Source organism: Streptomyces sp. NBC_00663, from assembly GCF_036226885.1.
In the GTDB taxonomy this organism is placed as follows: Bacteria; Actinomycetota; Actinomycetes; order Streptomycetales; family Streptomycetaceae; genus Streptomyces.
Genome location: NZ_CP109027.1, coordinates 102044 through 126525, shown reverse-complemented (window position 1 = coordinate 126525; position 24482 = coordinate 102044). Strand labels below are relative to the sequence as shown.

General features: G+C 69.8%; 18 protein-coding genes. 8 read left to right on the top strand and 10 right to left on the bottom strand.

What is annotated here, in order from left to right:
- Window position 1: 1 nt before the first annotated feature.
- The 3 genes from OG866_RS00510 to OG866_RS00500 all read right to left on the bottom strand — a co-directional run bounded on the left by OG866_RS00510 (window position 2) and on the right by OG866_RS00500 (window position 5232).
- Window positions 2-1423, bottom strand: coding sequence for a PHB depolymerase family esterase (locus OG866_RS00510; protein WP_329331257.1), 1422 nt, complete (start codon window positions 1421-1423; stop codon window positions 2-4).
- A 1020-nt stretch (window positions 1424-2443) separates the two neighbouring features.
- Complete coding sequence (locus OG866_RS00505; protein ID WP_329331256.1) at window positions 2444-4210, bottom strand: tannase/feruloyl esterase family alpha/beta hydrolase; 1767 nt, start codon at window positions 4208-4210, stop codon at window positions 2444-2446.
- Between the two features lie 335 nt (window positions 4211-4545).
- Complete coding sequence (locus OG866_RS00500) at window positions 4546-5232, bottom strand: carbohydrate ABC transporter permease (RefSeq protein ID WP_329331255.1); 687 nt, start codon at window positions 5230-5232, stop codon at window positions 4546-4548.
- A 159-nt stretch (window positions 5233-5391) separates the two neighbouring features.
- On the opposite strand from OG866_RS00500, the gene OG866_RS00495 reads away from it, so the two are divergent.
- On the top strand, window positions 5392-7110 hold the full coding sequence (locus OG866_RS00495; protein ID WP_329331254.1) for a carboxylesterase/lipase family protein: 1719 nt from the start codon (window positions 5392-5394) through the stop codon (window positions 7108-7110).
- Window positions 7111-7173: 63 nt separating this feature from the next.
- Here OG866_RS00495 and OG866_RS00490 read toward each other — a convergent pair whose 3' ends face one another.
- The 5 genes from OG866_RS00490 to OG866_RS00470 all read right to left on the bottom strand — a co-directional run bounded on the left by OG866_RS00490 (window position 7174) and on the right by OG866_RS00470 (window position 14965).
- The gene (locus OG866_RS00490) at window positions 7174-8886 is read right to left on the bottom strand and encodes a carboxylesterase/lipase family protein (RefSeq protein ID WP_329331253.1); all 1713 of its coding nucleotides are present in this window, start codon (window positions 8884-8886) and stop codon (window positions 7174-7176) included.
- A gap of 17 nt (window positions 8887-8903) precedes the next feature.
- On the bottom strand, window positions 8904-10253 hold the full coding sequence (locus OG866_RS00485; RefSeq protein WP_329331252.1) for an alpha/beta hydrolase-fold protein: 1350 nt from the start codon (window positions 10251-10253) through the stop codon (window positions 8904-8906).
- A gap of 109 nt (window positions 10254-10362) precedes the next feature.
- Window positions 10363-12048, bottom strand: coding sequence for a carboxylesterase/lipase family protein (locus OG866_RS00480; protein WP_329331251.1), 1686 nt, complete (start codon window positions 12046-12048; stop codon window positions 10363-10365).
- Between the two features lie 637 nt (window positions 12049-12685).
- Complete coding sequence (locus tag OG866_RS00475) at window positions 12686-14155, bottom strand: amidase (protein ID WP_329331250.1); 1470 nt, start codon at window positions 14153-14155, stop codon at window positions 12686-12688.
- Window positions 14156-14368: 213 nt separating this feature from the next.
- Window positions 14369-14965, bottom strand: coding sequence for a TetR/AcrR family transcriptional regulator (locus OG866_RS00470; protein WP_329331249.1), 597 nt, complete (start codon window positions 14963-14965; stop codon window positions 14369-14371).
- Window positions 14966-15082: 117 nt separating this feature from the next.
- On the opposite strand from OG866_RS00470, the gene OG866_RS00465 reads away from it, so the two are divergent.
- From OG866_RS00465 to OG866_RS00435, 7 genes are all read left to right on the top strand, one after another.
- A complete protein-coding gene (locus OG866_RS00465; RefSeq protein ID WP_329331248.1) occupies window positions 15083-16774 on the top strand; it encodes a CocE/NonD family hydrolase in 1692 nt (563 codons plus the stop codon).
- 79 nt (window positions 16775-16853) lie between these two features.
- Window positions 16854-18509 carry an ABC transporter substrate-binding protein gene (locus OG866_RS00460; RefSeq protein ID WP_329331247.1) on the top strand — a complete coding sequence of 552 codons (1656 nt, stop codon included), beginning with the start codon at window positions 16854-16856 and terminating at the stop codon, window positions 18507-18509.
- Window positions 18506-19456: an ABC transporter permease gene (locus tag OG866_RS00455; protein WP_329331246.1), complete on the top strand. Its 951-nt coding sequence runs from the start codon at window positions 18506-18508 to the stop codon at window positions 19454-19456. Before OG866_RS00460 ends, OG866_RS00455 begins: the two co-directional genes overlap by 4 nt.
- Window positions 19453-20325, top strand: a complete 873-nt coding sequence (locus OG866_RS00450) for an ABC transporter permease (protein ID WP_329331245.1) — start codon at window positions 19453-19455, stop codon at window positions 20323-20325. The genes OG866_RS00455 and OG866_RS00450 overlap by 4 nt, the downstream gene beginning before the upstream one ends.
- The gene (locus OG866_RS00445; RefSeq protein ID WP_329331244.1) at window positions 20322-21341 is read left to right on the top strand and encodes an ABC transporter ATP-binding protein; all 1020 of its coding nucleotides are present in this window, start codon (window positions 20322-20324) and stop codon (window positions 21339-21341) included. Before OG866_RS00450 ends, OG866_RS00445 begins: the two co-directional genes overlap by 4 nt.
- Window positions 21334-22158: an ABC transporter ATP-binding protein gene (locus OG866_RS00440; RefSeq protein WP_329331243.1), complete on the top strand. Its 825-nt coding sequence runs from the start codon at window positions 21334-21336 to the stop codon at window positions 22156-22158. Before OG866_RS00445 ends, OG866_RS00440 begins: the two co-directional genes overlap by 8 nt.
- Entirely contained in the window at window positions 22155-22613 is a 459-nt protein-coding gene (locus tag OG866_RS00435) for a DUF3237 domain-containing protein (protein WP_329331242.1), read from the top strand. Before OG866_RS00440 ends, OG866_RS00435 begins: the two co-directional genes overlap by 4 nt.
- A gap of 192 nt (window positions 22614-22805) precedes the next feature.
- On the opposite strand, the gene OG866_RS00430 is transcribed toward OG866_RS00435, so the two are convergent.
- Together OG866_RS00430 and OG866_RS00425 are read right to left on the bottom strand one after the other, a co-directional pair.
- Complete coding sequence (locus OG866_RS00430; RefSeq protein ID WP_329331241.1) at window positions 22806-23279, bottom strand: transposase; 474 nt, start codon at window positions 23277-23279, stop codon at window positions 22806-22808.
- Between the two features lie 505 nt (window positions 23280-23784).
- Window positions 23785-24363 (bottom strand): TetR/AcrR family transcriptional regulator, encoded by a 579-nt coding sequence (locus OG866_RS00425; RefSeq protein WP_329331240.1) that lies wholly within the window; start codon window positions 24361-24363, stop codon window positions 23785-23787.
- Window positions 24364-24482: the final 119 nt, after the last annotated feature.

Sequence of the window (24482 nt, the reverse complement as noted above, 5' to 3'; positions counted from 1 at the left end):
CTCAGTTCTTCTGCTCGAAGACCCACTCTCGGATGCCTGTGATGGTGTAGGCGGCCCGCCAGGTGCAGATGTGGTTGTCGACGCTGCTCTCCTCCAGGCCGGGCCAGACCACGGTCCCCTTCTTCAGCGCGACGAAGTTGACAGGGGTGTTCTTGGCGCGCATCTCGGCAGTGAGAGGCGCGAATTCGCTGGGCGTCAGCTGGCCGTTCCACACCGCCCGGCTGACTGGGGTGCCTTCCTTTGTGATGGTGTCCATGATTCCGGTCATGCCGGGGTACGCGGTCTCATCGCCCTGGGAGACCACGGCCCAGATCTTCTGTCGGGCCAGGGGCTTGACGGCTTCGAGGTCCTCCCACTGGCCGGCGACGAGGAAGGACGCGGCGAACAGGTCGGGATAGGTGAAGTCCAGCGCGATCGACGTCATGGCGCCGCCTGACTGGCCGGTGGTGTAGAGCCGGGTCTTGTCGACCGAGTACTTCGACGTCACCGAGTCGATCAGGCCCTTGATGGTCTTCAGAGCAGTGGCGTTGCCGTCGCTGCCTTCGTCGGTCTGGTCGGTGAACTGGGGTGCGAGCACGAAGCAGGGGTTCTCCTGCTGCCACAGCGGGTCGGCCCAGACCACGGCGCCGAGCCCGTGGGTGAGTGTGATGAGCGGGTTCGTGCTGGTCGTGCCGGCGTCGTGCATGAACAGGACCAGGGGGTAGGACTTGGTCTTGTCGTAGTCCTCGGGGATGTAGAGGTTGTACGTCAGTGAGCTGCCGGTCGCGGAGTCCGTGTACTTGAGACCTTGCTGGAAGTCGTCGACGATCAGGTTCACGACCTTGCTGGTCTTGACGGCCGTGCTGCTCGCGGCGTAGCTGTCGCCGTCGGTCGTCTTCACCGTGGCGACCTGGGTGACCTGAGCCGTCGCCGTTTTGAGGGTGGCCCCTGACGACATTCCCCCGCCCTTTCGCTCACCGGAGGCCGATCCGGTCGGGGGACCCGACGGTCGGGTCGAGGAGGCACCGGCCGAGGAGGCACCGGTGGCGGAGGCCGACGAGCCGGTGAAGGCGTCCGTGTACACGCGGGCAGCCGCGTCGTGGGGTGAAAGCTCGATGATGACGTAGGCCCCGTTCGCCCCGTGGCCTGCCTTCGCCGCCGTCGCGTTGGTGTACACGTTCGTCACTGTCCTGTCCTTCACCCTGAAGGCGGCCAGCGACACGCTCGACCTGGCGATCTCCTTGTCGTACTTCAGCGCCACCGTCGTGAGCTTCTGCCCGTCTGCGAACACCTCTGTGATGGCCGTCGCCCCAATGATGTGGGCGACCGATGTGGCCACGGCGGCGGTGATGTCGGCTTTCGCCGAATCGTCGGAGGAACAGCCGGTGACCAGGGGTGCGGCGGTCATCGCGGTGATTCCGGCGAGCATGCTCCTGCGCTTCACTGTCTGCTTGTCTCCTTCTGTCCGTAAGGGTGGCGTGGCGCCCTTTGCCACGTGCTGCGGCCGATTGCCCCCGGATCCGCTCATGCGACACGCTGGGCGTCCGCACTCCCGCGAGAGAATGGCGCCTTTTTCCGCAATGCTCGGTTACGCGACAACGATTGGCAACATTTCTGTTGACAATCTCAGATGATTCAAAGCCGTGACGCTCGCCCTGTCTGGCGGTGATCGGTTCGCTGACGAAGGGGTCGTCTGCATCCCGGCATACCTTTGTCCGGGGTCCGGCAGTGCACGACAACGAGGCTCGTGTTCAATACAGCTAGCTCGCGCGCCTGCCCCGCCTGGGCATTGTGGTGGCGGCGGACGGGTGCCGGGTCCCATCGGCAGGGCCGTGGTGACCGGGGGGAAGCGGCTGGCCGGATCAGCTCCGCGACCCATAGCTGCGTACCGTCAGCGGACTGCAGTGGTTCAGCGCCAGATCCCGCGGGTAGTCGGTTTGGCCGCCTCGATCTCGTCGTCGTACGCGTAACTGTGTGTGAACGTCTATGTGGGCGTGTGTGGTGGCCCGGAGCAGGGCGGCCACATCTGGCGTCACAGAGCCGCCGCGCCGGCCGTGTGGTGATCAACGTGAACTGCACCGTCCCCCGCGGTTGCAGCTGCTTGCCCTGGGCGGACACCGCGCCGCAGCCAACGAGACCGCCACGGCCTGCGCCGACGCGGCCACCGAGCACTGCCTCATCGTCAAAACGCTGCTCGCACCTCAGCTCGTGCGGGATTCACGGCTGCCGGCCTGCCCGCCCCCGCCAGCCGCGTGCCGACAGCTACCGAAGTGCCGCGGTGCGGCGCTCGCCGTGAAGCGAGCGCCAGAGCGACTGGGACAGGTGTGGTGTGAGGTGTGGTGCCGTTTCGCCGGCCATCCGCACGGTGCCCGTGGACTTGGTGACCAACGTCCGGCGCGGCTGCTCCGGCAATGCCGGAGCAGCCGCGCCGTATGCAAGGGGGCGCCAGCCCCCTCTTGAGTGATCAGGCCTTGCCCTTGCTCACCACCCACTCGCCGTGGACCCAGTTGCCGACCGTCTCGTAGCCGGAGCGGAACGAGCCGAGCCAGTTCAGGGTCAGGTTCGCCTCGGCCTTCGACAGGACCGGGGTGTAGCTGTCGGCCTGGTCGGCGGGGCCGCTCGTGGTGTTCTGGGCGGTGTAGGGGAAGGGATAGGTCGGTCGGCTCGCGGTGACCTTCCCGCTGCTGTCGACCGTCTTGGTCAGCAGGCTGGCGGGTGCCTTGCCCTCGGTGACCCAGTCCACCATGGCCGTCAGCGCGTCGAAGGTGTCAGGGCCTTGACCGCCACCGCAGTGCGCGACGCCGGGGAGCAGAAACAGCCGGGCGAAGTCCTCCGTCTTGGCGCTGCCGCCCATGACCTTTTCCACGGCGTTGTAGTACGCCATGGTGCCGACCGCCGGGATGTGCTGGTCACCGAGGCCGTGCCAGAGGATCAGCTTGCCGCCGGCCTTCTTGAACGCCGTCAGGTCCGGGTCGGTGGCGTCGTACATGCCCTCGTTGGGCTGCATGATCTTCTTGAAGTAGGCCGCGGTGAACTTGACGTCCTTGTACGTGAGCGCGGGCTGAGGGCTGTCGAAGACCTGGTAACGGATGGTCTCCCGGACGAAGTTCATGTCGCCGGTGGTGCCCGTGGCCGTGGTGGGAATGATGATCCCGGCCCAGTTCAGCTCGGAACCGCGCAGCTGGTACCCGGGGTACAGCAGCTTGCCGTGTTCGTCGGTTGGGCCGGAGTAGATCCGGCGGAGGGTGGTCACCTGGTCGGCCGTCAGGCAGAAGTCGGATGCGGTGGAGGTCTGCCCCGTCCTGCACTTGATGCTCGCCGGGTCCCAGGTGCAGCTCAGCGGGTCGACGATGACCCCGTCCGTCGCGCCGCAGCCCTTGAGGACCGCGTTGTGGAGGGGAGTCAGGTCGGCTGTGGTGATGGTGGCAGGGCCCCCGTTCAGGAAGACCGACTGGGCGGTCCACGCGTGGGAGAAGGTGTTGAGGGCGGTGAAGTTGTTGGCCGGGGCGCCGGCGATGATGCCGTCGAAGTCGGTCGGGTAGCGCTGCGCTTCGGTCAGCGCCTGGTGGCCGCCCTGCGAGCATCCGTCGAAGTAGGAGTGCTCGGCCGCCTGCCCGTAGTACTTCTGGACGATCACCTTCGCCACCTGGGCGAGGAGATGGTCGGACTTGTAGCCGAAGTCCGCGCGCAGGGTCGGGTCGGTGGAGAACAGGCCGCCGCCCTGGTAGTGGCCCTCGTCGCTGGACGCGACCGCGAACGCGCCGTCGGTCAGCGGGACGCAGCCGCTGGAGGCGGGGGCGCTGCCCACATTCACGTTGCCGCACAGGCCGCCACAGCCGACCTGGAGGTAGTTGCCCTGCCAGCCGGTCTGCGGCAGCCGGAGTTCGAAGTGGATCTGCGGTGCGATGACACCCTTGACGTCACAGGCCGCCCAGTCGCCCAGGGTGTTGTCGTCCGCGCTCATCACTGCGGCCGAGGTGAATTCGAAGGGGGCGCCCGGTACGGAGCTCGCCAGGTCCAGCGCGGAGACTCCGGCGCAGGACATGGCCGGTGCGATGCCGGAGGTGGTGTCACCGGCGGTCACCGCGGTTGCGGCCGTGGTGGTCTGCGTGCTGTCGGTCGCCCCGTTCGCGAGGGCGATGCTCGCGCCCGTCACGAGAGCGAGGGCGGCGGCCAGGGTGGCCATGAAGGTGGTTGATGTCCACCGACACCAGCCGGGGAGCATACGCATGCTCTGTCTCCGTTCGATTGCTGAACAGACGCGAGTGATCCGTCGTACCGGTGCCGGAGGCAGCCCGGTCGGCCCGCACGGGCCACGAAATGGGCCGTGCCCTGCGGCTCACCCGACCCTTGCAACTGCGGCTTCACAAGGGTGGTACGGCGAGGACCGTAGTCCCGTGGGGGCAGTGTCGCAAGGTTCGTCAACGAAATTGTTGACGATTGTTGCCGATGTGTCAGCGCGAGTCGTGGATGTCGTGCAGGGCCTCCACGGTCCGTGCGACCACCGATTCCGCGGCCTGGTGTGATCCGGTTGTTGGAAACCTGGCTTAAATGGGTCGATTGCGCTCAGCCGGTCACACCCCCCTCGGTGAGTCCGCCGAGGACTCGCCGTTGCAGCACCGCGTAGAGCAGCAGAAGCGGCAGGCTGGTGAGGACGACATGGGCGAAGACCAGGTTCCAGCTGACCCCGTGCGTCGACGTCGAGGCGAACTGGTAGAGCGTCAGCGGCAAGGTGGCCCGCTCCGAGCCGCGCAGCAGGAACAGCGCGAAGTAGAAGTCGTTCCACACCGAGATGATCAGCATCACCGCGCCGGTGAAGAGCACCGGCGTCAGCATGGGGAGCACGATCCGTCGGTAGATCTGCCACTTGCCGGCTCCGTCGAGTTGCGCTGCCTCCTCGAAGTCGTGCGGCAGGGTGTGCACGAATCCGGTCGCCAGGAAGACCACCACTCCGACCCGTGTGCCGGCGATCACCAGCATGTAGCCCAACTGGGTCCCGTTGAGGCCCAGTTGGGAGAGCACGTGGATCGTCGGGACGATGGCGGGCGGGAGCATGATGGACAGCGCCGAGGTGTAGTACGCGAACCTCAGCGGCCGCGCCCCGGACCGGGCGTACGACCATGCCGCCATGGATCCGAGCAGCAGGACGGCCAGGATCGTCGGCAGCGCCAGCAGCACGCTGTTGCGCAGTCTGAGTTGTATGCGCGCATCCTGGCGGTGGACGTCCGCCGGCGATGTTGTCAACCCGTCCATCGCGCAAACTCAGCCTGCACCACGAACGCTGTGAGTCCGGGCCGGGCCCGTTGTGGCACGCGGGAAGTGTGCACAGCATGGGGCGACTCATCCGCAGGCGGGCCGGGAGTGGAGCCGCCAACCGGCACCCCTGGCTCTCCTCTTCGACAGGGAGACCCTGTGAGCTTGCGAGACGTCCCCCACCCGCCCCCCGCCGACACCGCGCTCGGACGCCGGAGTCTCCTCGGCGGTGTCGCGGGTGCCGCCGCCGGAGCCACTCTTCTCGGCGGCACGGCGGCCGGACCCGCCACGGCCGCTCCCCGCGGCGGCGCCGACCGTGCGGTGCGAACGGAGTCGGGGCTGGTGACCGGAGTCCCGGCCGGCGCGGAAGGGATCACCGTCTACAAGGGCATCCCCTACGCCGCCTCGACGGCCGGGGAGAACCGCTGGCGCGCGCCGCGGTCGGCGCCGTCCTGGAAGGGCGTGCGCAAGGCCGACACCTGGGGGGCGGCCTGCCCGCAGCCCGTCACGGGCATCGACGCCGACAAGGTGCCGCCGCTGAGCGAGGACTGCCTCAACCTCAACATCTGGACAGGAGCCGCCTCATCGCGCGAACGCCGACCGGTCTTCGTCTGGATCTACGGCGGTCGCGCCAGCGCGATGTGGGCGTCGCAGCCGGTCTACGACGGCGCGAACCTCGCCGCCAAGGGCGCGGTCGTCGTCACCTTCAACCACCGGGTCGGAGCCTTCGGCAACCTCGCCCACCCGGAGCTGAGCGCGGAGTCCGGGCATCAGGCCTCCGGCAACTGGGGCGTCATGGACACCGTGGCGCTGCTGAAGTGGATACAGCGCAACATCGCCGCGTTCGGCGGTGACCCGGACCGGGTCACCCTCGGCGGCTGGTCCCACGGCTCCTCGTTCGTGAACATCCTGATGATCTCCCGGCTCGCCCGTGGCCTGTATCACCGCGCTCTGCTGTCGTCCGGCGTGCAGTACACCAAGGACCCTGCCCTCGGCCATGTGGCCGGCGGCTACGGCACCCTGTCCGCGGCAGAGGTCAACGGCACCGCTTTCGCCGCCTACATGGGCGCCACCTCCCTGGCCGGACTGAGGGAGCTGTCGGCGGACGAGATCGTGGCCAAGGTCTACGCGTCCGGCGCCCCGAGCGCGGGGACCAGCTTCGGCAACGTCCTGGACGGGTACGTCCTGCCCGCGACCTATACCGGCGCCATGGAGGCGGGCACGGAGACCGATGTGCCGGTCTGCACGGGCAACAGCAAGGACGAGAACGGCGCTTCACCGACCCTGGTCATGACGGTCGCGCAGTTCAACGCATACGCGGCCACGACATTCGGCAGCCGGGCCGAGGAGTTCCTGGCCCTGTATCCGGCCGCCACGGACGCGGACGCGGCGCGGCAGTACAACGCCTACGCCCGCGACGAGGAACGGGTCTCCACCTTCCTGTGGGGTACGCAGTTCCGGAAGACGGCCGCCAACCGGAGTCCGGTGTACAACTACTTCTGGAGCCATGTCCCCCCGGGCGCGGACACCACCAATCCGATCATGCCGGGGCAGGACGCCTCCACAGCGGGTGCTTATCACGGAGCCGACCTGTACTACCTCTTCGGCGGCCTCGACGGCACGGACCGACCTTGGACTGCCCGGGACCACGAGATCGCCGACACGGTCTCGTCGTACGTGGTGAACTTCGCCGCCACCGGCAACCCGAACGGTCCCGCCCGCGGCGCCCGTTCGCTGCCGGTGTGGCCCGCGCTCAGGACGAACAGGCCGCTGTCCATGAACCTCGGTGACGGCTTCGAGCCGGTCCCCGCTGCGGACAGCGACGCCAAGTTCGCATTCCTCAAGCGCTATCTGGAGTCGCAGACCACCGCGTACTGATCCGCCTGCCGCCGTCGGTCGCCGCGGTACTCGCGGCGACCGACGGCAGCGCGGTGGTGTTTCTCACCAGGCGTCCTGTGTGGCGAAGTACCGCGTCCAGAAACGGAGTTTGTCGGCAGACGCCACCTGCATGGGCCCGTAGTGTTCGCCCACCTGCATCACGGTGGGAGAGCCGGGGCGGTAGGCGGGCCACTTCGGCAGACCGGGCCCGTTGGGGTCGCCGTTGCTGATGTAGTTCGCCAGGTACGAGGACATGGTGTCGGCGATCTCGCGGTCCTGGTCGGTCCATCCCTGGGTACCTGGGTACAGGTTGCCGAAGAAGTAGACGATCTCGGAGCCGTGGTAGGCACCCCGGATGTCGTGGTCCGGGCCCGGCGGGCGGTGTGTCCAGAAGTACGTGTACACCGGGCGGTCGGCGCCCTTGGTCCACTTGGTCCCCCACAGGTACGTGGAGACCCGTGAGTTGTCGCGGATGGCGTCGTTGCTGGCGAGGGCGGCCTCGTCGTCGGTGGCGGCGGGGTAGAGGGCGAGGAACTCATCGGCCATGGCATCGAACTTCTGCCGTGCCGCGGTGACGTAGTCGTCGAGGGTGACGTGGACCGGCGGAGCGCCGGGGCGGTCGGGGTAGCCCGCGGAACGCCAGTAGTCGAAGGCGGTCTCGGGCACGGCTCCGCTCTCGTCGAGGTTGTTGCCGGCGAGGTACCAGACGTCGTTCTGCGCACGGGCCTCATACGTGGCCATGTAGCCGGCCGGCAGGACCCATCCGTCGACGACGGGCCTGAACAGGGGTGGTTTCGCCACGGACTTGGTGTCGACGGTCTCGTCCTTGAGCGAGGCGCCGTCCGTGAACTTCGACCATGGCAGGGCGCGCAGTTCCGCCAGGGTGTTCGCGCCCTTCGACGCGGCGTAGGCGGGTCCCTGTTCGAGGGCGGTGTCCATTCTCCGCAGGGAGACGCCGAGGTAGCGCAGTTCCGGGTCGCTCGGGTAGCGGACCTGGCTCTCGGCGACGGAACGCCGGAAGAGGCCGGTGGCGAGCGGAGACATGGACAGCATGTCGGTGGAGCCGGCGCCGGCGGATTGTCCGCCCACGGTGACGCGCCGCGGATCGCCGCCGAACGCGGCGATGTTGCGCCGCACCCACTTCAGTGCCGCGATCTGGTCGAGCAGGCCGTAGTTGCCCGACACACCGTGACGGTCCTCCGCGCTCAGTTCGGGTGTGGCGAGAAAACCCAGGGCACCCAGGCGGTAGTTGATGGTCACCACGACGGCGCCCTTGCTCGCGAGGACCGACCCGTCGAAGCTCGGGTCCGATCCGGTTCCGGCCGAGAAGCCGCCGCCGTAGAGCCACACATAGACCGGCCGCCGCTCCCGGCCGCCGGTGGCGCCGGTCCAGATGTTGAGGTTGAGACAGTCCTCACTCATCGTGAGCGTGGTCGACGCCTGCGGGGGTGCGTCGCCGAACGTGTCGGCCCTGCGGACTCCCTGCCACGACGGCGCCGGCTGCGGCGGACACCAGCGGTTGCGTCCGGCGGTGGTAGCGGCGTAGGGGATCCCCTTGAAGACGGTGACACCGGACACGGCGGCCGGCACACCGGAGACGAGTCCGGACTGAGTGCGCACCGGGCTGCTCCGCGAAGGCCGCGCGGATGACGAGGGCGCGGCGAGAGCGTCGAGGAGGACGGCCCCCGCGGCGAGGCCTGCGGTGCGGCCCAGGAAGCCCCGTCGCGGCAACCCGGTGCCCGTGCGGCGGGGGAGATCGTGTGCTGGCTCGGTCATGGAAATCTCCTGGTCGGTCAGCCCGTCACGGGCGGGAAGAAGGCGGTCTGGGTGAGGAAGTCCCTGAGGTTGAGGCGCCACACGAACCAGCTGTGACCGCCGTTGACGAAGCCAGGCGTCACGGGGACACCGAGGCCGGTCAGCAGGGAGACCTCCGCGGCGTGGTAGTCGTGGCTCGGGTCCTGCCAGCCACCGCCGACGTGGATTCGCGCCCGCTTGAGCGCGGCGAGCTGGGTGCCGGTGACGGTGGAGGCGGCGGGCAGCGTGTAGTCGCCGCGCCGGCCGGGGCTGAAGACGCCGTACGAGCCGAATGCCGAAGTGTGCCCGAACAGCAGGGAGTTGGTGAGGGAAGCGCCGTAGCCGAGGCCGGCGGCGGCGCGTTCGGCGGCGGCCGTGGAGACGTGGTAGTGGGACTCCACGTAGGGGATGAGAGTGTCGGTGAGGTTCTGGTCGAAGGCCGCATAGCCGGTGGAAGCGGGGAAACCGGCCGTGTTGGGCATGACGACGACCATCGGTGGGATCTGCCCGGTGGCGATCAGGTTGTCGAGGATGCGGCCCGCGTCGCCCTGTGTGCTCCAGTCCATCTCGGTGGCGTCACCGCTGAAGAGATAGAGAGTGGGGTACGGCTTCGCCCGCCCGGGGCTGTAGCCCGGTGGGGTGTACACGGAGAGGTGGTTCTCGCCGGGTGGGGTGACCGAGGTCGGGGCCGGATAGGTGACGTGACGGAGGGTGCCGCGCGTGCCGGTCGGGCTCGGACCCTGCCAGCCGGCGTCGACGGTGCCGAAGCGCCGGTCCGAGGGGACGTACACCTGGCTGGTGCGCTCGACGGTCCCGGCGACCTTGCCGTTCGTCTCGTTCCATGGCGGGTTCGCCGGATCGGAGACGGCGGTGCAGGTGGTCTGGGTGGCATCGGCGCAGTCGACGTAGAAGGAGTAGGTGAACACCCCTGACGGGAGGGGCGTGGTGTACGTCCACACGCCGTCGCGGCCCTTCTTCATGTCGATCACGGGCCAGTTGGCGGCGGGGGAGTTGGGGTACGGGAGAGGGATGTCCCCGGGCCGCCAGTCCGCCGGGAGTGTGCCGGGTGTTTCGAGGGCGGTCCCGTCGTCGGTGGTGAGCGCGGACAGGTCGTAGGGGTTGCCGAAGTACCACTCGCCCTTGAGCTGGACCCGTGTGGCGGTGGGGTCCCGGTAACGGAACGTGACCGTGTAGCCGGTCGGGCCGGTGCCGGTGTGGACGACCTGGGGGGACGCGGTACGGGGTTCGACGGTGGGCTTCTCGTCGGGTTTCGTGGTGCTGCCGCCCGCCGTGAGGACCAGGACGGCGGCCAGGGCGGCGAAGGCGCGGTGCGGAGTGGGGAAGGGCATGGCGAAGGGACTCCCGGAAGCGGTGGGGGAGTTGTGGGGGCGGCCGGCGTCCGGCCCGCGCCGTGACGGCGACTGCGGGACGCCGGCCGGGGAGCGGCGCGGCCGGCCGTCAGGCCGTCGGCAGGCCGGCCCAGAAGGCGAGGTCGTGCTCGGCGGCGAAGCCCGTGCTGACCTTGGAGCAGGCCGCCGGGGCGTCGTGGCTCGCCGGGGCGGTGTCGCAGGCCTTGAGGGACATCAGGGCGCCGGTCTTCGGGTCGTAGGCAGGCCAGGTCGGCGTACCCGAACCGTTCGGGTCGCCCGATGCCGCGAAGCGGTCCCAGAAGGTGATCATCTGGTGCGACAGCTCCAGCTGGTCGTCGTCGTACGGCAGCGTCTGGCCCAGGTAGTCCCAGATGTAGCCGAGGTCGTCGACGTGGACCGCGCCTCCGAAGGGATAGTCGCGCGCCGTCTGGCTCTTCTGCTGGATGTGGTGGATGGAGGTGAAGTGCGGGGTGTCGCTCTCGGCGAACTCGTAGGCGTAGGTGGGCACATACTTCGACAGGGAGGTGAAGAGCTGCTGCCGGGTGTACGAGGTGGAGTCGTTCTGTACGGCGGTCCAGGCCTCGCCCGGGGTCCTGTACCCGCTCAGCGGGTACTCCGCGAGCACCTTGTCGGCGTTGGTCCCGTAGGTGGCGCGCACCTGTTGCTCGTACTGTGCGGCGGTCATGGGAGTGCCGAGGTAGTCGTAGTTCTGGAAGGTGAACAGACCACGCTCGCTGTTGGTCTGACCGACCATCACCGGAACGCGGTTGATGTTCCCGGTCTGCACCGCGGTCGCCGGGTTCAGCGGGAACGCCGCTCCGCCGACGGACGGGGAGACGCCGGATGTCTTCTGCGCGGCCAGGAGTTCGGCGGCGGGCTTGGCGCGCAGGCAGGCGAGGACGTCGGAGGCGGTGTCGCAGCCGACGGACTTCACGAAGGCGGCGCCCTGCGTCTGCGCTGCTGCCGTGGACTGCAGGTTGCAGCCGCCGCTGACGATTACGGCGTGGGAGAACAGGCCCTTGGCGGTGGGCGAGGCGAGTTCGTCGCAGACCGCGCCGCCGCCGGCGGACTGTCCGGCGATCGTCACGTTCTTCGCGTCGCCGCCGAACCGCGCGATGTTGGTGTGGACCCAGCGCAGGGCCGCCTGCTGGTCGAGCAGACCGTAGTTGCCGGGACCGTTCCTGGTCTCGGCCTGCAGCTGGGGCAGGTTGAGGAAGCCGAGGGCGCCGAGGCGGTAGTTGACGGTGACGACGATGGCGCCGGTCTGCTCGACGAACTTGCGCGGGTTCGTGTCCTGGCCCGCGCCTCCGGTGTTGCCGCCGCCATGGATCCAGACGACGACAGGGGTGTTCGCCTTGGCGCCGTCGGGGACGTACACGTTGAGCGCGAGGCAGTCCTCGCTGGTGATGGTCTTCTCGTAACCGGGATCCCAACCGCTGTTCTGCGCACACCGGTTGCCGAAGGCGGTGGTGTTGCGCACCCCGGACCACTTGGCCACGGGCTGCGGGGGCTTCCATCGGTTGGCGCCGGAGGGATCGGCGGCGTAGGGGATGCCGAGCCACTCGTCGTAACCGTCCCGGTTGTCCCCGCGGACCCGGCCCGCGTCCGTCCGCACGACGAGGGAGGACGGGTGCGCGGCGGCAGCGGGGCCGGATCCGGCGCTCAGGGCGTCCGCGGCGACCGGGGACAGCAGTCCCAGGCCGAGTACGCCCGCCGCGGCCCATGCCACGGCGGCTCTGCTGGAGGTTCCGTCGGAGGTTCTCGTTCCGGTCATGGTTCCCAGCTCCTGACTCTGTGATCGGGAACGGTGAACTGGACGGCAGGGAGCAGGGCTTGTGAGGAGGGCGACGTGGGTTGGGGGTCGTGTCGGCGCTGGTCGGCCGAAGGCTCGCCGGCACCGGCGGGATGCGAACGTCGCGAGCCCTGTGCCATCCGGGCGTGCTGGTGCGTACGAGAACGTAACCGCCCGGCAATATTGTGAGCAATATCCCTGACGTAATTTCCTACAATCTCTGAAGCGACGCGCCGCGCCACCGGGTTCCTGCCTTCACTGCGAGAAGGCGGGGAGCGTGGCCCGTCCGAGTACTCGGCCAGTGATGCTTCTGCGGGAACGCGAACTCGTCGAGGTCGTCAAGGCGATGAGCGCGCGCGGGAACCACGTCCTCGGTCATGTGACGATCCGACGCTCGCCGCACTCAAGACGGGCGGACCGCTGGCCATTCTCGGCGTCGGTGAGGCCGGGTCGGACATCGAAGACGATGGTGGCCGGTTTTCGCCCCTACGTCAGGCAACTGTTGGCCAACGAGTCGCTGAGAGGCCGGTGTGTGGCGCGAGCGGTTGAGCTCGGCTGGTCTGGCCGGCGGTCAGGGCTGCAACGAGGGCGACTCGGCCGCCGTCCAGCATCCGTGTGCTCACGCCCCGGTGCCGTTCCAGAGCTGGGGCACGGCGGCGCGGGTCTCGACATCGTGCGCCATCTCCAGAACGAGTTCCTCCTCGAAGCGCCCCCCGATGACCTGAACGGAGAACGGCAGGCCTTCGTCCACCAGGACCGGGACGGTCACGGCGGGGAAGCCCAGGATCGGCACCGAGGTCATCGGCCACATGGTCGACGCCAGTGACTTGGAGCGCTCGGGGTCGGTGACGTCGGCGTCCTGTTCGAAAGCCGGCTCCGCGCAGACCGGGGTCAGCAGCACCGTGTCCCGGCCGAGGAATTCCTGGAGGCGGGTGATGAGCGTGGCGCGCCGCGCCCAGCCGTCGATGTAGGTCTGCAACGAGGGTTGCTCGCCCCACAGTTGTGCGGCGGCGGCGAAGTGTCCCGCCAGGGCGGCGCGGATGTCGTCGTCGCCGAGCTGCTCGACCGTCGGCAGCAGTGAGCGCGTGTCCTCCGTCAGCAGCAGCGCCCACAGGCGGCTCGCCTCCGCGAGGAGGGGGAAGTCGGTCAGTTCCTCGATCTCGTGGCCGGCGTCGGTGAGGTGCGCCGCCGCGCTGTCGAGGGCACGGTCCACGGCGGGGTGGTTCTTGAGGGTGCCGAGCGTTCGCACCATCCTGACCTTCACAGGCCCCGCCGCTCGCGGCCGGTCGGGCACGGCCGGAACGCCGCTGGGGTCCCGGAGATCCGGTGCTGTCATCGCCCGCAGGGCCAGGCGGACGTCCGTGACCGTACGGCCCAGGGGGCCCTGCACCGCGCAGAAGTGCACGGTGGGCGGGAAGCTCATCTCGACGGGCCCGCCCGGGGTGTCGATGACGGCCGGCGGTGCCCAGTCGGAGATGCGTCCCACGGTGGGACGCAGACCCACCACTCCGCAGCAGGCCGCAGGGAAGCGGATGGAGCCGCCGATGTCATTGCCCTGGGCGAGCGGGGTCATTCCGGCGGCGAGGGAGGAGGCGGCGCCGCCGCTGGAGCCACCGGGGGTCCTGCCGTGGTCCCAGGGGTTGAGGGTGCGGCCGTGCAGGGCGTTGCTGGTGAACCAGCGCAGGGAGAAGGCGGGTGCGTTGCTGCGGCCCAGCGGGAGGGCACCTGCGTCACGCAGCGCGCTGACGCAGGCGGCGTCGTGTTCGGCGGGGGAGTGGGCCAGGGCGGGCAGGCCGTTGCTGGTGGCGTGTCCCCGCTGCTCGGTGTTGATCTTGATGGAGACGGGGACGCCGTGCAGGGGCCCGACCTCCTTGCCCGCGGCGAGGGCGTCGTCGGCGGCGCGCGCGGCGGACAGTACCTCGTCAGTGCGGACGTCCGCCAGCGCGTTGAGCGTGGGGTTCGTCTGCTCGATGCGATCGAGACAGGACTGTGCGGCCTCTACGGCGGAGACTTCGCGGGAGCGTACGGCGGTGGCGAGTTCGGCTGCGCCGAACTGCCAGAGTTCGGTGGGGCGGGCGGGGGACGCCATGGGATACCTCTTCGCAGGTGAGCCTCGGGTTGCCGGGCGCGGAGGAACGCTGTCGTCCGGTCGACGCGGCATAGACGGGCGGGGCGGAGGGCTGTGAGTCGGCGCCCGGACAGGGGAGGGCCGGGGCCCACCGTTTGTACAACGGTGTTTTATCTCGCGGTCAGCCTGTGCCGGGGACAGGTGCGCTGTCAAGGGGGTGCCGGTGTGGGTGTGTCAGTCGGCGGAGCCCTGGCCGGGCGACCCGCGCAGCAGGCCGACCACCGCGAGAGCGGCGTGGGCGCCCCGCTCGTCCGGCCAGCTCTCCGGGTCCTCCAGGGTGGTGAGCCAGTAGCCGCGCATGACCAGGTGGAGGATGTCCGCGCTCAGTGCGGGATCGGGCAGGCCCGCCTCGGCGGCCAGGGTGCGCAGTTCCTCGCGGTAGCGGCGTGAGGTGGCGGTCCTGATCTCCTCGATCGCGGCTCCCGCTTCGGGGCCTTCGCTGGCGATCTCCATCAGCAGGCGGCGCATGACCTCGTCGTCGTCCTGGGTCGTGCACATCCAGGTGATCGCCGCTTCCAGGCGAGCCTCGCCGACGAGTCCCTCGAGGGCGTTGTCCATCTCCTGGCCCCACTCCTCCTCCGTGCGGCGCAGCGCGTTGACCATGAGGGCGCTGCGGCTGGAGACGTAGTTGGTGACCATCGCCGTGGATCCGCCGAGCCGGGCGGCGACAGCCCGGATGGTGACCGAGCGGACCCCTTTGTCCCGGGCGACCTGGATGGTGGCGGCGGCGATCTCGTCGAGCCGCCGCGCCTCGTCTACCTCGATCGGCATGTCGTTGACCTTAACGCAATGGGTTGACCCCGTTCACACGGAGCTGCAATGTTGTCATACAACGCTGTTACATGACGGCGTTGTATCTCATTCCCCGGAGTTCCCCGGAGTGCACGGATGAGCGTTTCCTTCGAACGAACCGGCGCCGGCCCCGTTCCCGAGCATGCGCGGCAGCACCTGGTGCGGATGCGCGACGGAGCCAGGCTGGCCGCCGACGTCTATCTCCCGGCCGACGCCGGACCCGTCCCCGCGGTCCTCGTACGGCTGCCCTACGACAAGAACAGCCGCTACGTCTTCCTCGACCGAGTCGCACGCTTGTTCACTGAGCGCGGTTATGCCTTCGTCGTGCAGGACGTGCGGGGCAAGTTCCGGTCCGACGGCCGGACCCTGCCCTTCCTGCTGGAGCCGGACGACGGCTACGACACCATCGACTGGATCACCCACCAGCCCTGGTCCGACGGCACGGTCGGCATGTTCGGCGACTCCTACTACGGCTTCACCCAGTGGGCCGCCGTCGCCTCACAGCACCCCGCGCTGCGGGCGATCGTGCCCCGGGTCACCACGGCCGACTTCAACGCCACCCTCGTCGACCCACAGGAGGCACACACCGGCGTCGGCCGTCCGGTCTGGCTGGAGGGCATCGAGTACTACGCCCACCACTGGATCGACGAAGGCGCCTACGAGTTCGAACCCGACCGTTCCGTGCGTCCCGTCATCGAGCAGTACGAGAGCGCCTTCCGGGCCATCGGCGCCCGCTCCGCCTGGTTCGACCTGCTGGCACCCCGCTTCACCGACGTCCTGCACGCCCTGGGCCGACACCCGTTCGACGCCCGGCCGGTCCCGGTGCTGCACTGCGTGGGCTGGTACGACAACATCGGCCTGCCGCACATGCGCGACTACCTCGAACTAGCCTCACGTCCGGGCTGGGACGCCGTGCAGTACCTGTGGGCCGGAGCCGTGGACCACGAGAACTACCACCTGGACCTGGCCCCGGTCACCGACGCCGCCGACCACGCCCTCGACGGCACCGCCCTGGAACGGATGCTGCCGGACTACGCGGGCCCCGCACTGGAGTTCTTCGACGTCTTCCTCAAGGGCGTACGCCGCGCCACCGAACTTCCCAAGGTGTCCTGGGAGCTGGGCCACGCGGGCCGGTACACCTCCACCGCGTGGCCGCCGCCCGACGCCACCGAACGCACCTGGTGGCTGACCACGCGCCCGGCACCCCCCGGCCTTCTGCCCGGGGCGGTCCTCGCCGACTCCCAGGCCCCGCACGACCACGAGACGAACTGGGCCTACGACCCCGAGGATCTCGTCCCCTCCCTCGTCCCCAATTCCTTCGCCCACCTGCGCATCCACCCCGACGTAGGTCCACTGGCGACCCGTGAGGACGTCCTCGCCTTCACGACCGGCGCCCTGGAGGAGGACCTCGACCTCGCCGGACCGATCGCTGCCGACCTGCACACCAGCTCCTCCGCCCCCGTCTACGACGTGTTCGTGAAGGTCCTCGACGTCGCACCGGACGGGCGGGCCCACCTGATCGTGCGCGGCGAGGCGAACGTGAGCGACGGCGGCGGGCCCCGCGAGGTCCACATCCCCTGCGGCCACACGGGATACCGGCTGCGCGCCGGACACCGGCTGGCCCTGCTGCTGGCCTCCAGCGACTACCCCATGTTCCTGCCCTGCTCCGGCAGCGAGGACAACCCCTGGACGACGCTCGCCGCCAAGCCGAGCACCCAGACGCTGCGCACCGGCCCCGCGACCCCGTCCCGGCTGACCGTCACCGTCCGCCCCACTTCGGCCGGCTGACCCCCCAACCCGTCAGCCCCGCCCGCCCCCACTCCGAAGGATCCACACCGCCCCTCGCACCCTCCTCAGGAGCACCACCATGCACGCTCCCAGAACAACCGCCCTCACCTTCACCGCCCTGCTGGCCCTGGCCGCCTGCAGTTCGGGCATGGGCACCGGCGGCAAGGCGGCCTCCCCCGGCGCCCTGAAGCTCACCAGCACCACACCCGCCGCCTCCGGCACCCTCGACGAGGTCACCTGGAACCTGCCGTTCGGCGAGCCCACCACCCTGGACCCCGCCAAGGTCGGGGACTACTCGCCCAACACTGTAGAAGCCAACCTCTGCGACCCGCTGCTGCGCATCCGCCCCGACTACTCCCTCGCCCCCGGCCTCGCCACGTCCTGGAGCAACCCCGACGACAAGACCCTCGTCCTGGACCTGCGCACCGACGTCAGCTTCTGGAACGGCCACGCCATGACGGCCAAGGACGTCGTCGCCAGCCTCTCCCGGCAGCGCGAAGCCGCCACCCAGAGCGTCAACACCCAAGTCCTGGCCAACGTCTCGACCATCACCGCCACCGGCGACCACCAGGTCACCGTCCGCTTCAAGACACCCGACGAACTCTTCCTCAAATACCTCGCGAACGGCTTCGGTGCGGTCAGCGAGGCCGCCTATCTCAAGAAGGCGGGCACCTCCTACGGCACCGCCAAGGGCGGCCTGATGTGCACCGGCCCCTTCAAGCTGTCCAGTTGGAAGGCCGGCGACTCCCTCACCACCGTCCGCAACACCGCCTACTGGGACGCCTCCCTGCGCCCCAAGGTGAAGAAGCTGACCTTCCTCTTCGTCACCGACAACAGCACCCTCACCAGCGCGCTGCTGTCCGGACAGATCGACGGCAGCTACGAGATACCGTCCACCGCCGCCAAGGCCCTCAGCTCCTCCGACACCGGCACCCTCTACTACGGCCCCTCCGCACAGACGGTGTTCGTCTACCCGACCGGCCCGAAATCCCCCCTCGCCGACCACCGCATCGCCCAGGCACTCTCCCTGGTCCTTGACCGCGACGCCCTCGTCAAGAACGTGTACGACGGGGCCGCACAGAAACTCAAGACCTTCATCCCCTCCCTGGTGTGGCAGAAGTCCGAGGCCGCCGACGTCTACGCCAAGGGCTATGACGCCCTGCCCGCCGTCCCCGACGTCGACGTGGCCAAGGCGAAGACGCTCGTCGACGAGGCCGCCCCGAAACAGCGCACCATATCCATCGCCATGGGAGCCGGCGACCAGCAGTCCCTTCAGACCCTGACCTTCCTCCAGGCAGCCGCGAAGAAGATCGGCCTGAAGATCGCCATCAAGCAGCTCCAGCCCACCCAGATGTCCGGCCTCTTCTACGACCCGTCCCTGCGCAAGGGCCTCGACGCCACCATGGCACTCGGCTACATCGAGATCCCCGACCCGCTGTCCTACGCCCAGATGTTCACCTCGCCCGCCTCTCCACTGAACTGGACCAAGTACGACAACCCCGAGGTGACCGCACTCCTCGCCCGCTCGCAGGCCAGCCTCGACCCGAGGGCGTCGGCCGAACTGTTCACCCAGGCCCAGGCCCTGTACGCCGCAGACCTGCCGATGGTGCCGATCTCCGCCCCCTACGAGCGCATGTTCATGAACAAGCGCATCAGCGGCGCCCCGGCCTCCTTCGCCTACATCAACATGCCCTGGGCGGCCATGCTCGGCGGAACCGACAAGGCCGGCTCATGATCTGGCGCTTCCTCGCACGCCGAACGGCGATGCTCCTGGTGACCGTGCTGGTCGCCGGACTCGCCGTCCACGGCGCCCTGTTCATCGCACCGGGCGACCCCGCCACCCTCCTCATCGGCGGAGGCAAGCCACCCAACCCCCAGCTCCTGGCGGAGATCCACCGCCAGTACCACCTCGACGAGCCGTTCCTGCAGAGTTACGCCCGCTGGCTGGGCGGCCTCCTGCACGGCGACGCCGGAGAGTCCCTCGCCTACCGCGACTCCGTCACCCACCTGCTCGGCCAGCGCGCTGGCAACACCCTCTTCCTCATCGCCTACGCCGCCGTCCTGATCATCGTCCCGGGCGTCGCCCTGGGCACGCTCGCCGCCCTGCGCGGCGGCGCCGGCGACACCGCCGTGACCATCGTGACGACCGCCCTGATGGCCGTCCCCACCTTCGTCATGTCGGTGCTGCTGATCTGGTGGCTGTCCGTGCAATGGGCCTGGTTCCCCGCGTACGGCGCGGGCGCGGGCCTCACCGGACGGCTGGAGCACCTCACCCTGCCCGCCCTGGCCCTGGCCGCCGCGTGGATCGCCTACGTCGCCCAGGTCACCCGCTCCGCCGTCCGCGGCGAACTCGCCTCCGAGCACGTCCAGACCGCCCGTAGCCGCGGCATCCCCGAACGTGTCGTCGTCCGCAAGCACGTCCTGCGCAACGCATCCGGACCGATCTTCTCCGTCTCCGGCGTCGCCGTGGCCGGGCTGATCGCCGGCTGCGCGGTCGTGGAACAGGCCTTCGGCGTCAACGGGGTCGGCGCCCTGCTCGTGCAGAGCGCCGCCAAGCAGGACATGGCCGTCGTCCAGACCCTCGCACTGGTCACCGTCGTCGTCTTCGTCGCCGTCAACACCCTGGTCGACGTGGTCAGCGCCGCACTCGACCACCGCGTCTCCCTGGAGGGCGCCGCATGACCACCTACCCACTCCCTGCAACCGGCCTCAGCGGCCGGCTCGGGCGACTGCGCGCCGCGACCCGGGGCCACTGGGTGGTCCTCGGCTCCGGCACGGTTGTCGGGCTGGTCGTCCTGACCGCCCTGTGCGCACCGCTGATCGCGCCGTACGCCCCCGACGCAGTCGACCCGACCGCCGTCTATCAGGACAGCTCGCCCGCGCACTGGCTCGGCACCGACGACACCGGCCGCGACATCCTCTCCCGGCTGCTGCACGGCGCCCGGCCCAGCCTGGTGGCCCCCGCGCTCGTCACCCTCATCGCCGGCGTCGCCGGAACCGCGCTGGCGGTGAGCGCCGCCTGGCTCGGTGGCTGGTACGACCGGCTCGTCACCGCCTTCCTCGACATCGTCTTCGGCTTTCCCGGACTGGTTCTCGCGGTGGTGGCGGCCGCCGTGTTCGGCGCCGGCCTCCAGATCGCGGTGCTGACCCTGTCCGTCGCCTACCTTCCGTACATCGGCCGCGTGGTGCGCGGCGCCGCCCTGCGCGAGACCCGCCTGCCCTATGTCTCCGCCCTGCGGTTGCTCGGGATGTCGGGGAGCAGGATCTGCCTGCGCCACGCCCTGCCCAATCTGCTGCCCCTCGTCCTGGTGCAGATCGTGACCTCCTTCGGCTACACCCTGCTTGACGTGGCGGCCTTCTCCTTCATCGGCCTGGGCGCCCAGCCGCCGACCGCGGAGTGGGGACTGATGGTGGCCGGCGGCTCCACCGGCATCCTGGCGGGCCGTCCCGAACAGTCCCTGTACGCCGGTGTGGTGATCGTCGTCTTCGTCGTCGCCTGCAACCTTCTCGGGGGAGCCCTGTCCCGACGACTGCTGGGAGAGACCCGGTGACCTCCACCCCGCCCCTGCTCGAAGTGAGCGATCTGCGTGTCACCCTCCCGGTGCGCGGTCAGCGGCAACCCGTCCTGCACGGCGTCGACCTCAGCCTGGCCGCCGGAACCTCCGTCGGCCTGGTCGGCGAGTCCGGCTCGGGCAAGTCGATGACCGCCCGCGCCGTCCTGGGGCTGCTGCCCGACGGAGCGCGACGGGAGGGCGCGATCCGCTTCGACGGTGTCCCTCTGACCGAGTCGGATGTCGCCGCCCTGCGCCGGCTGCGCACCCACGACGCGGCGATGGTCTTCCAGGATCCGCGCGCCCACATCAACCCGGTGCGCACCATCGGCGATTTCCTCACCGAGGCACTCGTCCACACCCGCGGCACCGGCCGCCGGGCCGCCGAGACGAAGGTGACGGCCCTGCTGTCGGACGTCGGTGTCCCCGACGCGGCCCGGCGGCTGCGGCAGCGCCCGGCCGAACTCTCCGGTGGCCTCCTTCAGCGGGTGATGATCGCCGCCGCCCTGGCTGTGGAGCCGCGGCTGCTGCTCGCCGACGAGCCGACGACCGCGCTGGACGTCACCACCCAGGCCGAGGTCATGGCCGTCATCGACGAGGCCCGCGCAGTGCGCGGCCTCGCGATGCTGTTCATCACCCACGATCTGGCGCTCGCCGCCGCCGTCTGCGATCGCATCGCCGTCATGTACGCGGGCGCGATCGTGGAAGAACTCCCCGCGGACCGGTTGCACGACGACGCCCGGCACCCCTACACCCGGGCCCTGCTCGCCTCGCGCCCGGATCCCGCGGACGAGGACGGAGTGCTGCGGGCGATCACGGGCCGGCCGCTGTCCGCCTTCGAGGCGGGGGAGGGCTGTGCGTTCGCGCCCCGCTGTCCTCAGGCGGAGGACGTCTGCCGCACCCGGCGCCCGCCACTGCGTGCCGCCGCCGACAGCCTCGCCGCCTGCCATCTCCTCACCGCCGCCGACGCCGGCGGCGGGGCCCCCGACGCGGACAGGAGCACCGCCCATGGCTGAACCCGCCACCGAGCCACCAGCCCTCGAAGTCGTCGCCCTCCGCAAGGACTTCGGGGACTTCACCGCCGTGGACTGCGTCGACCTGGCCATTCCCGCCGGCGGCTCGCTCGCCGTCGTCGGCGAGTCCGGTTCGGGCAAGACCACCACCGCGCGCATCATCGCCGGCCTGGACAAACCCACCTCCGGCAGCATCCGGCTGACCGGACGGCAGCGCCCGTCGCGCAGGCCCAGAGGCGGGCCGCGCCTGGACGCGGCCCGCGATGTGCAGATGGTGTTCCAGGACCCCTACTCCTCCCTCGACCGGCACCAGCGGATCGGGCCGTGTGTGGCCGAGGTGCTCTCCCTGCACACCGGTCTTCGAGGTGACGGACTGCGCGAGCGCGTCACCGAACTGCTCGACCAGGTGGGCCTGGACGAACGGCAGGCCGCTGCACTGCCCCGCGACCTGTCCGGAGGCCAGCGCCAACGCGCGGCCATCGCCCGGGCCCTGGCAGTACGGCCGCGGCTGCTCGTCCTGGACGAGGCCGTCGCCGCTCTGGACGTCTCCGTGCAGGCCCAGATCGTCAGCCTGCTGGCCACCATCCGGGAACAGACCGGCGTGGCCTACCTGTTCATCACCCACGACCTGGGCATCGTCCGGCATGTGAGCGACGACGTGGTCGTCATGCGGCACGGCCGCATCGTGGAACGCGGACCGGCCACGGCCGTCCTGTCCGCGCCCGCCGCCCCCTACACTCGCCAACTCCTCGACAGTGTCCCCCGCAAGGGCTGGAAGCCCCTCCGGCGCACCGCCTCCGCGAACGGATCAGCCAGATGACCACAGTCCCCTCCCTCACCTTCGCCTTCGAGATCCGCGCCGAAGTCTCCCCGAGCCTGCACATCGGCCACGGAGACGGAGAGCGCACCGAGTTCACCCCCATCACCGGAGGCAGCGTGCGCGGCCCCCGGCTGAACGGCACAGTCCTCGCCGGTGGCGGCGACTGGTCCGACACCCGGGGCAGCGTCTGCGCCCTGGAGGCCCGCTACCTCATCCGTGCCGACGACGGCGCGGTGATCGACATCGTGAACCGTGGCTACTACCACGAAGACGCGGACAGCCCTGCCCTGCGCGAGGGCGACCTGCAGGTGGCCGAGGCAGGCGTCTACTTCCGCACCGCACCGGTGTTCCGCACCGACGCCCCGGCCCATCTCTGGCTCGCCCGCACGGTCTTCGTCGGCCTGGCACGGGAGGAGGACGGTCACATCGTGATCCGCTGTTACAGCCTGGACTGAGACGGGCCGCGATCGGCACGACCGACGCGGACATGCCGCCACCGAGCCGGAGAGGCCTGCCACCGTCCGTCAGTCGCAGACGGCCTGGTCCACAAGAACGTCGACCGCGCCGTCGGGGTCGCCGCGGAAGCCGGGTGTGAGGGCGACCGTGACCTGAAGTTGTCCGTGCTCAGCGGCGAACGACCCGGCCTGCTACGCCACGGGCATCGCCGTCGTTGCCGTAGGCCTGAACCCGCACGAGGTGTCCTTCCAGGCCGGCCCCGGTTCGTAGTTCCTGCCCGCGACGCCGGGTGTCTGCATCTCGGCCAGGAGCCGAGCCGGCAGCAGCCGGCCGTCGAGCAGGGCGTCGACGAACCGGTTGGGGTCCTTCGCGGTAGTGCCGCCCGCCCCCACCATCAAAGGGATCTCCGCGTACTCGACGAGATGCGGCCCGTCGCCTTGCTCGATCGGCAGATAGCCGCTCGAGTGTGATCCGTCGATGCGCGCGGACGCGTCGGCGGTGGTCAGCCGGTCATCGCGCTCGCCGTGATCGGCTTCAGCCTGGCGGACCCACTGCCGCAGGGCCTCCTTGTGGATGCCGAGGTCCTTCGCGACGTACGCGACGGGCCGGCCGGTGGTGCGGACCTCGCGGATCGCGGGCTCACGCAGTTCGTCGGGGCATGTCATTACAGCTCAGTCCTGTCGGACGCAGACCAGGTACTCGGGCACGACGATCCGCTCAGTTACGCGCACACGCACCGTTTCATGGAGTTCGGGGGCGGACTGAAACTGGTGGCTCTCGATGACCCGATCCGTCGAAGAGTCCTTGCTTTGAGCCAGGGCGCGGCGGGCGGCAAGCGCCTGGATTGGATCCGCCGCGCAGGGGACGTATGTACATCACCTGACAGGGGCCATTGGCTGGTTCTGCTGCGGGGGGTTGGTCAGTGCGCGGCGGCCAGACGGGGGCCGGGCGCAGGGAAACGTTGAGGATGTGCAGGATGCGTGTCGGGCTGGGAGCGGGTGCACCCGGGCAGGCCCGGCCGCAACGGAGCACGCCGCCTCCTCGCCGAAGGCCGGTTGCCGCCGCTGTGCAGCTGTCTCGGTCCTGGCGCTCACGTGCACCGCAGTCCTTTTCCTGACGCCGCGTGCCTGCGGTCTGCCCTGCCCCGGTGGCTTCGGCTGCTGCCTGCTGTCAGTTGCGCGGTGTTCCGGCGCGGAGGCCGTCCATGACGATGTCGAGGAGGCGGGTGGCTCGGGGGCGCCAGTCCTCGGCGGGGGTGATCTGCCACAGGCCGGCGATGGCGAGCATGAAGTCGTCGGCGGTGACGCCGGGGCGGATGGTGCCGGCTTCCTCGTTCGTGCGGAGCAGGAGGTCGGCCGCGTCGGTGACGGGCGTGGGGGAGGGCTTGGCGGGGCCGCCGGGAGCGCTGGTGGCCAGGCGGATCGCGTCCGCCAGTCCCGCTTTGGTCATGGCGAACTCGGCCAGCCGGTCCATCCACGCTCGCAGGGCCTCGGGCGGTGACATGCGCTCAAGAAGCTGGGCCGGGCTCTCGGCCACCTGCCGCATCTCGTGGCGGTAGATCTCCAGGACGAGCGCCTCGCGGTTGGGGAAGTTCCGGTAGAACGTGCCCTGGCCGACGCCCGCCTTCTTGGCGATGGCGCTCAGGGGCACGTCGGGGCAGCGTGTCAGCTCCGCGACGGCCACGTCGAGAATGCGCTCGCGGTTGCGCTGCGCGTCCGAGCGAAGGGGCGCGTTGTCGCTGTGCTGCACGCGGGACTCCTCACGGGCCCTGGGCCGAAACCCGCCCTTGCTAAGCGGACAGGTGTCCGTTACGTTTACCGAAGAACGGACAGCTGTCCGTTTCTGTCATCTTAGCCCTGCCCCCACTC

Excerpts from the sequence above, each read along its gene's own strand:
- OG866_RS00470 (WP_329331249.1), bottom strand. The coding sequence starts at position 14,965 with ATGCCGATCGAGGTAGACGAGGCGCGGCGGCTCGACGAGATCGCCGCC.
- OG866_RS00490 (WP_329331253.1), bottom strand. The coding sequence starts at position 8,886 with ATGACCGAGCCAGCACACGATCTCCCCCGCCGCACGGGCACCGGGTTG.
- OG866_RS00485 (WP_329331252.1), bottom strand. The coding sequence starts at position 10,253 with ATGCCCTTCCCCACTCCGCACCGCGCCTTCGCCGCCCTGGCCGCCGTC.
- OG866_RS00435 (WP_329331242.1), top strand. The coding sequence starts at position 22,155 with ATGACCACAGTCCCCTCCCTCACCTTCGCCTTCGAGATCCGCGCCGAA.
- OG866_RS00475 (WP_329331250.1), bottom strand. The coding sequence starts at position 14,155 with ATGGCGTCCCCCGCCCGCCCCACCGAACTCTGGCAGTTCGGCGCAGCC.
- OG866_RS00465 (WP_329331248.1), top strand. The coding sequence starts at position 15,083 with ATGAGCGTTTCCTTCGAACGAACCGGCGCCGGCCCCGTTCCCGAGCAT.
- OG866_RS00500 (WP_329331255.1), bottom strand. The coding sequence starts at position 5,232 with ATGGACGGGTTGACAACATCGCCGGCGGACGTCCACCGCCAGGATGCG.
- OG866_RS00430 (WP_329331241.1), bottom strand. The coding sequence starts at position 23,279 with ATGACATGCCCCGACGAACTGCGTGAGCCCGCGATCCGCGAGGTCCGC.
- OG866_RS00455 (WP_329331246.1), top strand. The coding sequence starts at position 18,506 with ATGATCTGGCGCTTCCTCGCACGCCGAACGGCGATGCTCCTGGTGACC.
- OG866_RS00440 (WP_329331243.1), top strand. The coding sequence starts at position 21,334 with ATGGCTGAACCCGCCACCGAGCCACCAGCCCTCGAAGTCGTCGCCCTC.
- OG866_RS00450 (WP_329331245.1), top strand. The coding sequence starts at position 19,453 with ATGACCACCTACCCACTCCCTGCAACCGGCCTCAGCGGCCGGCTCGGG.
- OG866_RS00505 (WP_329331256.1), bottom strand. The coding sequence starts at position 4,210 with ATGCGTATGCTCCCCGGCTGGTGTCGGTGGACATCAACCACCTTCATG.
- OG866_RS00480 (WP_329331251.1), bottom strand. The coding sequence starts at position 12,048 with ATGACCGGAACGAGAACCTCCGACGGAACCTCCAGCAGAGCCGCCGTG.
- OG866_RS00460 (WP_329331247.1), top strand. The coding sequence starts at position 16,854 with ATGCACGCTCCCAGAACAACCGCCCTCACCTTCACCGCCCTGCTGGCC.